We start from the raw sequence: 13,904 nt of genomic DNA, 5'->3' as shown, positions 1-13,904 counted from the left end.
CCCCGCCGTGATCCGCGCCTCCACGAGCTCGGCGAGCTCGGTCTCGGCGGGCGTCGACGCGCCGAACGAGAGGCCGCGCGCGGCCGCCTCCTGCACCGCCGCGACGACCTCGGGGTGCGCGTGGCCGAGCACGGCCGGCCCCCAGGAGCAGACGAGGTCGACGTACTCGCGGCCGTCGGCGTCGGTGATGTGCGGACCCGACGCCGAGACCATGAAGCGCGGGGTGCCGCCGACCGAGCGGAAGGCTCGGACGGGCGAGTTCACGCCGCCGGGGATCGCGTGCCGGGCACGCTCGTACAGGGTGTCGTTCGCCGAGGTGGTCACGGATCCAGGGTACGCGGGCGGCCCGGGGCGCTCGGGCCGGACGCTCCCGTTCGGACGAGATGCCGAGCTTCGGTGGATCGCCGGCGATCAGCGCTTCAGCAGATCGCGAGCGATCAGCGCTTCAGCAGATCGCGAGCGATCAGTTCTTCAGCAGATCGCGAGCGATCAGCGCTTCAGCAGATCGCGCGCGATCTCGACCGCCCAGTACGTCAGCACGGCGTCGGCCCCCGCGCGGAGGATCCCCGTCACCGACTCGAGGATCGCGGGCTCGCGCGAGATCCAGCCGTTCGCGGAGGCGGCCTCGATCATCGCGTACTCCCCCGACACCTGGTACGCCCAGACGGGCACGTCCGAGACGGCGGCCACGTCGGCCAGCACGTCGAGGTAGCTCATCGCGGGCTTCACCATCACGACGTCCGCACCCTCGGCGAGGTCGAGGGTCGCCTCGCGGAGCCCCTCGCGGCGGTTCGCCGGATCCTGCTGGTACGTGCGGCGATCGCCCTCGAGAGTCGACTGGACCGCCTCGCGGAAGGGCCCGTAGAAGCTCGACGCGTACTTCGCCGAGTAGGCGAGGATCGCCGTGTCGAGGTGGCCCGACTCGTCGAGCGCCCCGCGGATCGCGCCGACCTGGCCGTCCATCATCCCCGAGAGGCCGAGCAGGTGGGAGCCCGCCTCGGCCTGGGCGAGGGCCATCTCCTCGTAGCGGAGGAGGGTCGCGTCGTTGTCGACCCGGCCGTGCTCGTCGAGCACCCCGCAGTGACCGTGGTCGGTGAACTCGTCCAGGCACAGGTCGGTCTGCACGACGAGCGCATCCCCGACCTCCTCGACGACCGCGCGGGTGGCGGCGTTGAGGATCCCGTCGGGGTCCGTCGCTCCCGAGCCGACCGCGTCGCGCGTGGTGGGCACGCCGAAGAGCATGACGCCGCCGAGACCGGCGTCGGCCGCCTCCGTCACCGCCCCGCGGATGCTGTCGAGCGAGTGGTGCATCACCCCGGGCATCGACCCGATCGATCGAGCCTCGGTGATGCCCTCCGCGACGAAGAGGGGGAGGACGAGCTGGGCCGGGTGGATGCGGGTCTCCTGCACGAGCCGGCGCATCGCCGGGGTGGTGCGGAGTCGCCGCGGACGGATGGCGGTCATGCCTCCAGCCTAATCCGGCGCAGGTGGACGGTCCCCGGAGCTGAACGTCGGGCGAGAGGGGGATATCTCCGCTGTCAGGCGTCACGCCCTACTCTCAGCTGAGAATAGGGAGGTAGGACCCCCGGCTCAGCGGTTCGCGCGCTCCGTGGCGACGCGGGCGACCGCCTCGATCAGGGACGACGCCGAGCGCTCGTCGGCGACGACGTCGACGCGCAGGCCCGAGGCGCGAGCGTCCTTCGCGGTCTGCGGGCCGATCGCGGCGACGAGGGTCGACTCCGGGACGGGGCCGAGCTGCTGCTGGACCTGCTCGGCGACGCTGCCCGAGGTGACGAGGATCGCGTGGACCGCTCCGCTCGCCACGTCGTTCACGACCCGGTCCTCGACCGGGACTCCGACAGTGCGGTAGGCGACCACCGAGCGGACGTCGTGGCCGATGCGCTTCAGGCCCTCGGTGAGCAGGGGCTTGGCGATCTCGGAGCGCAGCGTGAGGACGCGGAGCGGGTGCTTCCCTCCGGTCGCCTCCTCCCACTCGGCCAGGAGACCGCGGGCGGAGTTGTCCTCGGACGGCACGAGGTCGACGGCGTAGCCGGCGGCGACGAGGGCGGCGGCGGTGGTCTCGCCGACCGCCGCGATGCGGGTCGTCGGCGGAACCGTGGTGCGCAGGAGGGACAGGACGTCGACCGTCGTCGCACTCGTGACGGTCATCCAGTCGAAGGCGCCGCCCTCGAGGTCGGCGAGCGCCCGCTCGAGCGCGGGGAAGTCGTCGGTCGGTGCGAAGTTGATCATGGGAGCGACGACGGGCGAGGCTCCCTTGGCGCGGAGAGCGGCGGCGACGCCGTCCCCCCACGGGCCTCCGCGGGGGACGAGGACGCGCCAGCCCTGCAACGGCTTCTCCCACTGGGAGTAGGCGGCGGGCACGATCACGAAGGGGCTCCCAGGGGTGCGAGTTGGGCGGCACCCGCACCGAGAAGCGCGTCAGCGAGCAGGGAGCCGCAGCGGAACGCGGCTTCGACGACGGGCAGTTCGCGACCACCATACTGCGAATCCGCCACATGTCGACCTCCGCCGGAGGAACCGTTACCGACCCGCTCCCTCACCTCGCGGGCGAGGGAGGCCGAGCCGTCCGTCGCGAAGACGACGCCGTGCAGCACGACCTCATCCCCCTCGACCACGGCGGTGGCCCCGATCGGAGCGGCGCAGCCGGCCTCCAGCGCGGCCAGGAGGCTGCGCTCGGCGGTGATCGCGGCTCGCGTGGGAGTGTGCTCGACGGCCGCGAGGGCCGCGCGCAGCTCGTCCGACGGCTCCTCGTCGCGCACCTCGATCGCGAGCGCACCCTGACCGGGCGCGTGCGGCGAGACGCCGAAGTCGAGCAGCTCGGTGATCGCCTCCGTGCGGCCCAGGCGGCGGAGCCCCGAGTAGGCGAGGACGATCGCGTCCAGTGCGGAGTCGCCCTCCTCGGTCACCCGGCGCAGGCGCGTATCGATGTTGCCGCGGATGTCCACGATCTCGAGGTCGGGGCGGGCGGCGAGCAGCGCGGCGCGGCGACGCGGCGATCCCGTGCCCACGCGTGCGCCCGCGGGCAGCGTCTCGAGGGTGCGGCCGTCACGCGCGCACAGGGCGTCGCGCGGGTCCTCGCGCTCGGGCACGGCCCCCAGGAGGAGTCCGTCGACCGGAGCGGTCGGCAGGTCCTTGAGCGAGTGCACGATCGCGTCGCAGCGCCCCGCGAGAAGGGCGTCGCGCAGCGCGCTCACGAAGACCCCCGTGCCGCCGAGGGACGCCAGGGAGCCCTTCATCCGGTCGCCGTCCGACTCGATCCGCACCAGCTCGACGGGCACGCCCGCCGCAGCCGACATGAGGTCGGCCGTCATGCTCGTCTGCGCGACCGCGAGAGCGCTCGCGCGCGTGCCGATCCGGATGCTCATCGAGGGCCTCCCGTCACGGGGCGACTCCCGCGAGCGCGGGCTTGAAGCCGGCGCGGACGTTCTCGCAGCAGCCGGGTCGGCAGACGTCGTACCAGGGGCCGAGCGCCGTCATCGACGGGCGCTCCTCGGTCGGCGTGCCGTTGACGCGCTCGAGCACGAGGTCGACGAGCCCGGAGACGTAGACCGGGTCGGTGCCGGGGGTCGCCACGCGGATCGCGACGAGCCCGTTCTCCTCGGACGTCTCGAGCGCCTCGTTGTCGAGGTCCCACATGACCTCCATGTGGTCCGAGACGAAGCCCAGCGGCACGATGAGCACGGCCTTGCGACCCCGGGCGGGCAGCTCGGCGATCGCGTCGTTGATGTCGGGCTCGAGCCAGGGCTGCGTGGGCGGGCCGGAGCGCGACTGGTAGACGAGCTGCCACGGCACGTCCTCGGTGGTGGCGGCCGCCATGACGACCTCCGCCACGGCGAGGTGCTGCGCCTCGTAGGCGCCGCCCGCGCCGAAGCCGTGCACGTCGACGACAGTGCCGTCGTCGTGGCGCTCGTGCGGTCCGCTGCGCTCGGCGTCGGCCATCGGGATCGAGTGCGTCGAGAACAGCACCTCCACCTCGGTGGTGAGGTCGATGCCCGGGAGGCGTCCCTGCAGCTCCTCGAGACCGTCGTGGACGGCCTTGACGAACGGCATCACGAAGCCCGGGTGGTCGAAGAACTGGCGCACCTTGTCGATCCGCAGCTCGCCCTCGAGGCCGGTGGCGTCGAGGGCCGCGGCGTAGTCCTCGCGGTACTGACGGCAGGACGAGAAGGAGGAGTAGGCGCTGGTCGCGATGGCGATCAGGTTCGAGAAGCCGCGCTCCTTCGCCTCCGCCACCGCCTCGCTCATGTAGGGCGCCCAGTTGCGGTTGCCCCAGATCACGGGGAGGTCGATGCCGCGCTTCTCGAGCTCGGCCTCGAGGGCCGCCTTCAGCGCACGGTTCTGCGCGTTGATGGGGCTGACGCCACCGAAGTGCCGGTAGTGGTGGGCGACCTCCTCGAGGCGCTCCTCCGGGATCCCGCGGCCGCGGGTGACGTTGCGCAGGAACGGGATGACGTCGTCCTGCCCCTCCGGTCCGCCGAAGCCGGCGAGCAGGATCGCGTCGTACGCGACGGGCACCTCGACGTGCTCCGCTCCGGATGCGGCGGGCGGGGTGGCACCCCGGACCAGGACGCCGGAGTCGGTCGTCGGGGAGTCGGGCGTCGTGTCGCTCATCGGAGCACCTCGGCGATCTGGTCGGCCTCGATGCGCCGACCGGTGAAGAACGGGACCTCTTCGCGCACGTGACGACGCGCCTCCGTGGCGCGCAGGTCGCGCATCAGGTCGACCAGGTTGACGAGCTCCTCGTCCTCGAGAGCGAGGATCCACTCGTAGTCGCCGAGCGAGAAGGACGCCACCGTGTTCGTGAGGACGGAGCGGAAGCGCGAGCCCTGACGGCCGTGCTGGGCGAGCATCGAGCGGCGCTCCTCCTCGGGGAGGATGTACCACTCGTAGGAGCGGACGAACGGGTAGACCGTGAGCCAGCGCGCCGGCTCCTTGCCGCGCATGTAGGCGGGCAGGTGGTTCGCGCTGAACTCGGCGTCGCGGTGCACGCCCATCGCGTTCCAGGTGGGCAGGAGGGCCGACAGGAGGTCGGTGCGGCGCAGCACGCGGTAGCCGCGCTGCAGCTCCTCGGGCTCGGAGCCGACGAGCCAGAGCATGATGTCGGCGTCGGCGCGGAGGGCCGAGACGTCGTAGGTGCCGCGGACGGTGACGCCCTCGCTCGCGAGCTGCGCGACGACGCGCTCGTACTGCTCGGCGGCCGGGGCGGCGGAGTCCTCGGAGAGGGTGAGCGGACGTGCGGGATCCCTGCGGACGACCGCCCAGAGCGTGTATCCCAGAGGCTGATCGGCGGATGCCTGATCGGCGGGGGGCTGCGGCGAGGAAGCGGCAGCGGTCTCTTCGCGGGCGGACTGAACGGGACCCGCCGTTCCGGCGGTCTGATCGGTCATTGATCCATCATCCCTCCGCTCGTGCGGATGCACAAAAGCGGCGACGGCTCTGGCGCCGGGGGCTCCGGCGCGCTAGCGGACGACGAACGGCCGCCCCCGTGGGGACGGCCGTTCGAGGAGGGGGTTCAGTCCTCGGTGATCTGCTTGACGACGCCCCACGCGATCAGCCCGACGGCCGCGGCGACTCCCGCGGCACCGGCGATCAGCGCCGACGGGTTCTGCCGGCCGACGACCCGGAACTTGCGCTGCAGGGTGCGCTGCGCGTTCTTCACCTTGCGCGGCACGTTGATCTTGAACTCGATGGCGTCGAGCGTCGCGGCCAGCTCCTGGCGGGCGCGCTCGATGTCGGCCTTCAGCTGGTCCGGCTTCAGCTGGGCCGGGTCGACGAAGCGGGGGGTGGTGGTGCTCACGTCAGTGGTCATAAGTGCCGACTCCCTTGAACGCCTGGACGTCCTTCTTGATGCTCTCGATCGAGTCCTGCGGAACGGGCGGGACGGCCTTCTTGATCGACTTGACGCCGACCAGCGCGAGCACGACGGCCACGACGAGGAAGAACACGGTGACGATCAGCGCCGACAGCCACGCGGGCAGCCACGACGAGATGCCGATGATCGCGAAGGTCACCAGGGTGGCCCAGGCGGTCAGGAGGAGGAAGGCCGCGACGGCGAACAGGGCGACCGCGAGGCCCGCGCTCTTCGCCTTGCCGGACAGCTCGTTCTTCAGTGAGGCGAGCTCGGCCTTCACGAGCTCGATGACGAGCCCCGGGAGGTCGCCGACGAGCTCGCCCAGTGATCGGGCGTTCTTCGGATTGCGTTCGTTCACCACGGGGGCTCCTCGAGGTCGGGACGTGCCGGCCCGGCACCGGTCGATGGGGCCGAGCGGATGAGAACTACGCCTTGCTCGTGGAGGTCGACGACGCCGAGCCTCCCGAGCCGGCCGAGGCCGCGGCCTCGTCGACCTTCGCGGCGGCGCGGCGGGCCGCGGCGGTGGCCTCGGCGTCGCTCGCGCCCTGCGACTTCTTCCCGCCCGCGACGGCCTTCGAGACGACGGTGCGCACGATCTCGTACGCCTTGTCCGAGACGGTGCCGAGCTGCTGCTTCGCCGCTCCGCCGACCGCTCCCGCGACGTCCTGAACCGGCTGGGTCTGCCAGAACCGGTTCGCCGCCGCGGCGATCTGCTCGTACCGCTTGCGTCCCGCGCGTGCTCCCAGCACGTATCCGGCTGCGGCTCCTGCCACGAAGATGATCTTGCCCTTCACGCCTACTCCTCGTCCTGGGCCGCTCTCGCGGCTCGTTCACGCGGTCGATGACCACTCGTGTCGGGGCGCACCGCACTCACGCGGGCGCCTGCGACCCAGAGTAGCCGCCGCCGTCGTGTTCTTCGCGCGGGAGCCCGACGCCTTGACGCACCAGGCGGCGGCGGACTAGGGCGGCGGTCTCGGCCGCGTGGGGCAGCACCGATGCGAGCCCCGTCCCGGCGATCCACGTACCCGTGACGGCGAGCCCGGGCACGGGTGCGAGGGCCTCGCGGAACGTCTCCAGGCGGTCGCGCCGGCCGAGGGCGGCCGCGGGGCGGACGTTCGCCCAGCGCACCCGGGCGGAGGCGACGAGCGCGGCGGGATCGAGCTCGACTCCCAGCAGGATCGACGCGTCGCGGAGCGCGGTGGCGGCGGCGCTCGCGTCGTCGGCTCCCGCGAGCGGCGGCGCCTCGCCGGGCCGGCCGTAGGAGAGGCGGAGCACGTGGCGGCCGCGCGGCAGCGTGTCGGCCAGCCAGGACCACTTCGCGGTCGCGTGGGTGAGCGCCTTCGCCACGACGTCGTCGGCGGTCGGGGCGACCAGCACTCCGGATCCGCGCGGTGCCGAGTCGAGGCGAGGGTCGTCGACGACGAGGGTGACGAGCTCGACGGTGTCCTCGCCCGGCTCGTCCGCGTCGCGGGCACCCGGCACCAGATCGGTGAGCAGCGCGCGCGCATCGTGCTCCGGAGTCGCGACGATCACGGCGTGAGCCGTGAGGTCCGAGCCGTCGGCGAGACGGAGGGAGAAGGGGGCGTCCTCGCCGGAGCGCTCGAGGCCGGCGACCCGGGTGCCGGTGCGGATCTCGCCCGAGAGGTAGTCGATCCGCTCGACGAACGCGGCGACCAGGCGGTGCATGCCGCCGTCCAGGCCCCGCACGGCGACGCCCGCCGGCACGTTGGCGCGCAGAGCAGCCACGGCTCCCGCGAGGGAGCCCCGCCGGGTGATCGCGCCGTTCAGCCCGGGAGCAGCGAGATCGACGTCGATGTCCTCGGGGCGGGAGGAGTAGACGCCCGAGACGACCGGGGCGACGAGGTCCTGGAGCACCCGCTCGCCCATCCGGGTGCGGACGAGCTCGGCGAGCGAGTGGGCGCGGCCGATGCGCAGCACCGGCATGAGGGTGTCGAGCCAGGCCCTCGTCGCGGCGCGGCGGCCGATGGCGCGGACGACGTCCGGGGCGAGCGGCGTGCTCGGGATCCCGAGGATCCCGGCGCGCGGAGACGGGACGGAGCGGCCGCCGGACAGGTGCAGCCAGGATCCGCCGGTGCTCGGCTCGACGACCGATCCGGCCAGCGGACGTCCGCCGAGGGTGAGCCCGGCGAGCACCTTCTCGACGTGGCCGCCGCGGGTCGCGAAGCTCTCGGCTCCCGCGTCGAGCACGGTGCCGGCGAGGTGCAGCGCCGCGACCGAGCCGCCCACCCGCTCCCCCGCCTCGAGCACGACGACGCGCAGGCCGATCCGGAGGCACTCCGCGGCGGCGGCGAGCCCCGCGACTCCCCCGCCGATGACCGCGACGTCGTGGTCGACGGGACGCTCGGGACTCACGGCCGCCAGTCGTGCGCGAAGGCGACGAGTCGCGTCAGCACGTCCGGGTCGGTCTCGGGCGGCACGCCGTGGCCGAGGTTGAGCACGTGAGCGGGGGCGCTGAGACCGCGGCGGAGGACGTCGTCGACGTGCGCGGCCAGCACCTCCCAGGGCGCCGAGAGCAGGGCGGGATCGACGTTGCCCTGCACGGGCACGAAGCCGCCGAGGCGGTGGTTCGCCTCGTCCAGCGGGATGCGGTAGTCGACTCCGACCACGTCGGCGCCGATGGCGTGCATGGCGCCGAGCAGCTCGCCGGTGCCGACGCCGAAGTGCACGATCGGCACGTTCCGGCGGACGCCGCCGCTCTCGAAGGCCAGGTCGCGCACGTGGGTGAGCGCGCGGGTGGAGGCGGGAGCGACGTGCGCGGTGTAGTCGGCGAGGGAGAGGGCGCCGGCCCACGAGTCGAACAGCTGGGCGGCGCTCGCTCCGGCCGTCACCTGCGCCCGGAGGAAGCGGCCGGTGACCTCGGCGGTCCACTCCATCAGCCGGGCCCAGGCCTCGGGGTCGGCGTGCATGAGGGTGCGGGCGCGGATGTGGTCCTTCGACGGGCCGCCCTCGACGAGGTAGGCGGCGAGGGTGAACGGGGCTCCCGCGAAGCCGATCAGCGGAGTATCGCCGAGGCCCGCGACCGTGCGGCGCACGCCCTCGCGGATCGGCTCGAGGGTCTCGTCGAGCACCGAGGGGTCGATCGCCGTCAGCTCGTCGACGTCGGCGGCAGTGCGCACCGGCTTCTCGAGCACCGGTCCGCGACCCGGGACGATGTCGACCGCGACGCCCGCGAGCCGCAGCGGGATCACGATGTCGCTGAAGAAGATGCCCGCGTCGGTGCCGTGGCGCCGCACCGGCTGCAGGGTGATCTCGCTCGCGAGCGCCGGATCGAGGCAGGCGTCCAGCATCTTCGTGTCGGTGCGCAGCGCCCGGTACTCGGGGAGGCTCCGGCCCGCCTGGCGCATGAACCAGACCGGCGTGCGCTCCGGCCGCTCCGAGCGGTACGCGCGCACGAGCGCCGAGTCGGCGGTGCGCCCGGCGGAGAGGGGGTGCAGCGGATCGAGCAGGCCGTCGAGTGGGGAGGTCACCGCGGCATTATTCCAGGCTTCCCCGAGCGTTCCTCCCGGATCCCGGGCCCGCTCCCCCGGGACGGCGCGTAGAGTACTGAGGTGCTTCTGTGTCTGACGGCGTCGCACAAGAACGCCAGCTTCGATCTCCTCGAGAAGCTCTCCGTCGACTCCTCCGCCGTCGCCTCGGCTCTGGCGGACGGCATCGACTTCGTCTCGGGGGCCGTCGTCGTGGCCACCTGCAACCGCTTCGAGGCCTACCTCGACATCGACGAGCCGCTCACCGCCGCCCGCGCGGTCGCCGTCGAGGCCGCCACGGCCGCCGTCAGCGCCGCGACCGGCGTCGAGCAGGAGCAGCTCCGCGGCAGCGTCGACGTCGTCTCGGGCGACCGCGTGGCCGAGCACCTCTTCGCCGTGTCCAGCGGGCTCGAGTCGGTCGTCGTCGGCGAGGGCGAGATCGCCGGCCAGGTGCGCCGCTCCCTCGAGGAGGCCCGCCGCCTGGGCACCACCTCGTCCGAGCTCGAGCGCCTCTTCCAGCGCGCCTCGCAGACCTCGCGCGGCATCAAGAACCGCACCGGCCTCGGCAGCGCCGGCCGCTCGATCGTCCGCCTCGCGCTCGACCTCGCCTCCAGCCGCATCACCGACTGGCGCGCGGCCCGCGTGCTCCTGATCGGCACCGGCAGCTACGCCCGCGCCACCGTCGCGGCCCTGCGCGATCGCGGCGTCGTCGACATCGCCGTGCACTCCCCCTCCGGCCGCGCCGAGGGCTTCGCCGCACGGCGGGCTCTTCGCCCGATCGAGGGGGCCGACCTCGCGGCCGAGGCGGTCGGCGCCGACGTCGTCATCACCTGCACCACCACCGAGGCGCCCGTGCTCGACGCGGCCCTGCTGATCGACGGACGGCTCCACTCCGCCGCCCGCGAGCGCCAGCTCGTGATCGACCTGGGCCTGCCCCGCAACGTCGCTGCCGACGTGACGAGCGTCAGCGGCGTGGAGCTGCTGGACCTCGAGACGATCAGCCTGCACGCTCCCCTCGAGGTGCTCGACGCGTCCGAGAAGGCGCGCGCGCTCGTCGACAAGGCGGCGCGCAAGTTCTCGGACGTGGCCGACGAGAAGAGCCTCACCCCGGCGGTCGTCGCCCTCCGCGCGCACGTGTTCGACGCGCTCGACGCCGAGATCGAGCGGGCCCGCTCCCGCGGCGACGACGACGGGCGGACGGAGCAGGCGCTGCGCCACCTCGCCGGCGTGCTGCTGCACACCCCGAGCATCCGTGCGCGCGACTACGCCCGCGCCGGGGCGCAGGAGGCGTACCTCACCGGTCTCGAGGCGCTCTTCGGCATCGAGGTGCCCGCCGAGCCCGCCGTGGCGCGCCCGCGCAGCGACGACTCCGCCGCCACCGCCTGACCCGTGGCGCTGCGGCTCCCCTTCGACGCCGAGCCGATCCTGACCGACCGGCTCCTGCTGCGGCCGCTGCGCGTCGAGGACGCCGCCGATCACGCCCGCTACCAGGGGCACCCCGACGCGGTGCGCTACCTCCGCTGGCCGGTGCGCACGCCGGAGGAGTCGCACGCGCACCTGCTCACCCGGCTGCCGTCCGCGCGGCTCGCTGCCGACGGCGACGTGGTGGTGCTGGCGGTGGTGCCGCGAGAGGGTCCGCTCTCGGGGCACGTGGTCGGCGATCTCACCCTCATCGCCGCCTCCGTCGAGCAGGGGGCTGTCGAGATCGGCTGGGTGCTTCATCCGGACGCGCAGAGTCAGGGCCTCGCGACGGAGGGGGCCCTCGCGCTGCTCGACCTCGCGTTCGACCGGCTCGGCGCCCACCGCGCGATCGCTCAGCTCGACGAGCGCAACACCGCCTCCGCCCGCCTCTGCGAGCGCCTCGGGATGCGGCGCGAGGCGCACCACATCGAGGACGAGTACTGCAAGGGCGAGTGGACGTCGACCCTCGTCTACGCACTGCTGGCGCGGGAGCACCGCGCCTCTGAGCGCCCCTCGCTGATCGAGTAGCCCGCGCAGCGGGCGTATCGAGATCCACCAGAGCTGGAAGCCGGGGTCTCGATACGCCGCTCCGCGGCTACTCGACCAGCGTAAGAGGGCGGGCTACGCTCCGCGCAGCCCCGAGAACAGGTGCGCCTCGAGCTGGTCGAGCGGGATGCGCTCCTGCTTCATCGTGTCGCGGTCGCGCACCGTCACGGCGTCGTCCTCGAGCGAGTCGAAGTCGACCGTCACGCAGAACGGGGTGCCGATCTCGTCCTGGCGGCGGTATCGGCGGCCGATCGCCCCGGAGTCGTCGAAGTCGACGTTCCAGAGCTGGCGGAGCCGGTCGGCGACCTGACGGGCGAGCGGCGAGAGCGCCTCGTTGCGCGAGAGCGGCAGCACCGCGACCTTCACCGGCGCCAGTCGCGGGTCGAGGTGGAGCACCGTGCGGGTCTCGACCTTGCCCTTGGCGTTCGGCGGCAGCTCCTGCTCCTCGTACGCGTCGACGAGGAACGCCATCAGAGCACGGGTGAGCCCGAACGACGGCTCGATCACGAACGGCACGAAGCGCTCGTTGCGGGTCTGGTCGAAGAACGAGAGGTCCTTGCCCGAGTGCTCCATGTGGGTCTTGAGGTCGAAGTCGGTGCGGTTCGCGACTCCCATCAGCTCGCCCCACTCGCCGGACGCGAAGCTGAAGCGGTACTCGATGTCGACCGTGCGCTTGGAGTAGTGGGAGAGCTTGTCCTTCGGGTGCTCGTACTGGCGGATGTTCTCGGGATCGATGCCGAGGTCGACGAACCAGTCCCAGGCGAGCTTCATCCAGGTCTCCTGCCACTCCTCGTCCGTGCCGGGCTCGACGAAGAACTCGAGCTCCATCTGCTCGAACTCGCGCGTGCGGAAGATGAAGTTGCCGGGCGTGATCTCGTTGCGGAACGCCTTGCCGATCTGGCCGATGCCGAACGGCGGCTTCTTGCGCGCGCTCTGGAGCACGTTGGCGAAGTTCGTGAAGATGCCCTGCGCGGTCTCGGGGCGGAGGTAGTGCAGTCCGGACTCGTCGTCGACGACGCCGAGGTAGGTCTTCATCAGGCCTGAGAACTGCTTGATCTCGGTCCACTGGCCGACCTTGTCGGGGTGCTCCGGGTCCGGGATGTCGGCGAGGCCGTTCACGGGCGGGTGGCCGTTGACCTCCTCGTACTTCTCGAAGAGGTGGTCGGCGCGGTAGCGCTTGTGGGTGATGAGCGACTCGGTGAGCGGGTCGGAGAAGACGCCGACGTGGCCCGAGGCGTTCCAGATCGCGGTGGGCAGGATGACGGCGGAGTCGAGTCCGACGACGTCGCCGCGGCCCTGCACGAACGCCTTCCACCACTGGCGCTTGATGTTCTCCTTGAGCTCCACACCGAGCGGCCCGTAGTCCCACGCCGAGCGCGTGCCTCCGTAGATCTCTCCGGAGGGGAAGACGAACCCCCGGTGCTGCGCGAGGGTGACGACTTTGTCGAGGGTGGTGGGTTCTGCCACGGGTTGCTCCTCAGCTGTTCGGGCGCACGGGGCCCCGACGCGCGCCGGCTGCGCGCGTCCTGTGATGTGTGCACCCATGGTAGCCGCGGGGCGCGCGGGAGCCGGGTGCACGCGGCAGGCGGCAGGATGGCCGCATGAGCAGCCACCCGCCGATCGTCGTGTCCGCCGTCGCCGTCCTCCGCGAGCGTCGCGTGCTCATGGTGACGGCCCGGGGTCGCGACGTGGTCTACCTCCCCGGCGGCAAGGTCGACGCGGGCGAGACCGGCGAGCAGGCGGCCGCGCGCGAGGCGCGGGAGGAGCTCGGCACCGCGACGACCCGGCTCGAGGAGCTGTTCGTCATCCGCACCCAGGCCCACGGCGAGCCGGAGGGCCGCGAGGTGCACATGCGGGTGTATCTCGCGGAGCTGGCGGGCGAGCCCTCGCCGAGCGCCGAGATCGACTCGCTGCACTCGATCGGGACCGCCGACGCGCACCGGTGCCCGCCCGCGGGCGTCGCGACGCTCGAGCGCCTCCGACTGCTGGATCTCGTCGACTGAGACGGCGACGCGCCCGGCCCGCCGAGCCCGCCGCGCTCGGGGACGGCCGCCACCGCCGCCGCTCCGCGCCGACGGCTACCCTCGTGCCGTGGAGACGAGACGACGCGCACGGGAAGAGTCGACGCCGGGCGGGGCCTCGCGGCTCGAAGCGGTGCGGATGGAGGCGGCGGTCCCGATCCTGCGCATCTTCTCGGTCGCGAAGGCGGGCGAGTTCTACGTCGACTACCTGGGATTCACCGTCGACTGGGAGCACCGCGCCGGCCGCGACGCTCCCCTCTACCTCCAGGTGTCGCGCTCGGGCCTGCGCCTGCACCTCAGCGAGCACCACCGCGACGGCAGCCCCGGAGCGGCCCTGCACGTGGCGCTGCGCGGAGTGCGCGAGCTGCACGCCGAGCTCGACGCGAAGGCGTACCCGTACCTGAATCCGCGCATCACCCGGACGCCGTTCGGCTTCTCCCTCGAGGTGATAGACCCGTTCGGGAACCAGCTCCGCTTCGCCGAAGCCGTGCCGGAGCCGACTAGCGCCTGAGAGCGGCG

16 protein-coding genes are annotated in these 13,904 nt (G+C 72.8%); 4 read left to right on the top strand and 12 right to left on the bottom strand.

Going from position 1 to position 13,904, the window contains the following annotated elements:
• The 11 genes from ASF46_RS19660 to hemE form a co-directional block, all read right to left on the bottom strand.
• Positions 1-324: aminotransferase class III-fold pyridoxal phosphate-dependent enzyme (locus tag ASF46_RS19660; protein WP_235576836.1), on the bottom strand; the 324-nt coding region annotated here is incomplete at its 3' end.
• A gap of 165 nt (positions 325-489) precedes the next feature.
• On the bottom strand, positions 490-1,464 hold the full coding sequence (hemB, locus tag ASF46_RS02930) for a porphobilinogen synthase (RefSeq protein WP_056866351.1): 975 nt from the start codon (positions 1,462-1,464) through the stop codon (positions 490-492).
• 126 nt (positions 1,465-1,590) lie between these two features.
• A complete protein-coding gene (locus ASF46_RS02925) occupies positions 1,591-2,385 on the bottom strand; it encodes a uroporphyrinogen-III synthase (RefSeq protein WP_056867410.1) in 795 nt (264 codons plus the stop codon).
• Positions 2,385-3,386 (bottom strand): hydroxymethylbilane synthase, encoded by a 1,002-nt coding sequence (gene hemC / locus ASF46_RS02920; RefSeq protein ID WP_056866350.1) that lies wholly within the window; start codon positions 3,384-3,386, stop codon positions 2,385-2,387. The genes ASF46_RS02925 and hemC overlap by 1 nt, the downstream gene beginning before the upstream one ends.
• A 13-nt stretch (positions 3,387-3,399) precedes the next feature.
• Positions 3,400-4,632 (bottom strand): ferrochelatase, encoded by a 1,233-nt coding sequence (locus tag ASF46_RS02915; protein WP_056866349.1) that lies wholly within the window; start codon positions 4,630-4,632, stop codon positions 3,400-3,402.
• Positions 4,629-5,408, bottom strand: a complete 780-nt coding sequence (hemQ, locus tag ASF46_RS02910) for a hydrogen peroxide-dependent heme synthase (RefSeq protein WP_082485188.1) — start codon at positions 5,406-5,408, stop codon at positions 4,629-4,631. The genes ASF46_RS02915 and hemQ overlap by 4 nt, the downstream gene beginning before the upstream one ends.
• Before the next feature lie 125 nt (positions 5,409-5,533).
• Entirely contained in the window at positions 5,534-5,818 is a 285-nt protein-coding gene (locus tag ASF46_RS02905; RefSeq protein WP_230672090.1) for a DUF3618 domain-containing protein, read from the bottom strand.
• Between the two features lies 1 nt (position 5,819).
• Positions 5,820-6,233, bottom strand: a complete 414-nt coding sequence (locus ASF46_RS02900; protein WP_055786441.1) for a phage holin family protein — start codon at positions 6,231-6,233, stop codon at positions 5,820-5,822.
• 64 nt (positions 6,234-6,297) lie between these two features.
• Entirely contained in the window at positions 6,298-6,666 is a 369-nt protein-coding gene (locus ASF46_RS19540; RefSeq protein ID WP_055786438.1) for a hypothetical protein, read from the bottom strand.
• Between the two features lie 76 nt (positions 6,667-6,742).
• Complete coding sequence (gene hemG, locus ASF46_RS02890; protein WP_235576835.1) at positions 6,743-8,245, bottom strand: protoporphyrinogen oxidase; 1,503 nt, start codon at positions 8,243-8,245, stop codon at positions 6,743-6,745.
• A complete protein-coding gene (gene hemE, locus ASF46_RS19055; RefSeq protein WP_056866348.1) occupies positions 8,242-9,360 on the bottom strand; it encodes a uroporphyrinogen decarboxylase in 1,119 nt (372 codons plus the stop codon). The genes hemG and hemE overlap by 4 nt, the downstream gene beginning before the upstream one ends.
• Positions 9,361-9,441: 81 nt before the next feature.
• Here hemE and ASF46_RS19050 point away from each other — a divergent pair, with 81 nt between their 5' ends.
• Together ASF46_RS19050 and ASF46_RS19045 are read left to right on the top strand one after the other, a co-directional pair.
• Positions 9,442-10,743 (top strand): glutamyl-tRNA reductase, encoded by a 1,302-nt coding sequence (locus ASF46_RS19050; RefSeq protein WP_056866347.1) that lies wholly within the window; start codon positions 9,442-9,444, stop codon positions 10,741-10,743.
• Between the two features lie 3 nt (positions 10,744-10,746).
• On the top strand, positions 10,747-11,346 hold the full coding sequence (locus ASF46_RS19045) for a GNAT family N-acetyltransferase (protein ID WP_056866346.1): 600 nt from the start codon (positions 10,747-10,749) through the stop codon (positions 11,344-11,346).
• A 93-nt stretch (positions 11,347-11,439) separates the two neighbouring features.
• Here the strand turns inward: ASF46_RS19045 and ASF46_RS02870 are convergent, their stop codons facing one another.
• Positions 11,440-12,831 carry a glycine--tRNA ligase gene (locus ASF46_RS02870; protein ID WP_056866345.1) on the bottom strand — a complete coding sequence of 464 codons (1,392 nt, stop codon included), beginning with the start codon at positions 12,829-12,831 and terminating at the stop codon, positions 11,440-11,442.
• Between the two features lie 134 nt (positions 12,832-12,965).
• Between ASF46_RS02870 and ASF46_RS02865 the strand changes: the two genes are divergently transcribed.
• Together ASF46_RS02865 and ASF46_RS02860 are read left to right on the top strand one after the other, a co-directional pair.
• Positions 12,966-13,367 carry an NUDIX hydrolase gene (locus tag ASF46_RS02865; protein ID WP_056866344.1) on the top strand — a complete coding sequence of 134 codons (402 nt, stop codon included), beginning with the start codon at positions 12,966-12,968 and terminating at the stop codon, positions 13,365-13,367.
• 88 nt (positions 13,368-13,455) lie between these two features.
• Positions 13,456-13,896: a glyoxalase superfamily protein gene (locus ASF46_RS02860; RefSeq protein WP_200919653.1), complete on the top strand. Its 441-nt coding sequence runs from the start codon at positions 13,456-13,458 to the stop codon at positions 13,894-13,896.
• Positions 13,897-13,904: the final 8 nt, after the last annotated feature.

Source organism: Rathayibacter sp. Leaf296, from assembly GCF_001423045.1.
In the GTDB taxonomy this organism is placed as follows: domain Bacteria; phylum Actinomycetota; class Actinomycetes; order Actinomycetales; family Microbacteriaceae; genus Rathayibacter; species Rathayibacter caricis.
This window is presented reverse-complemented; position numbering and strand designations above follow the sequence as displayed.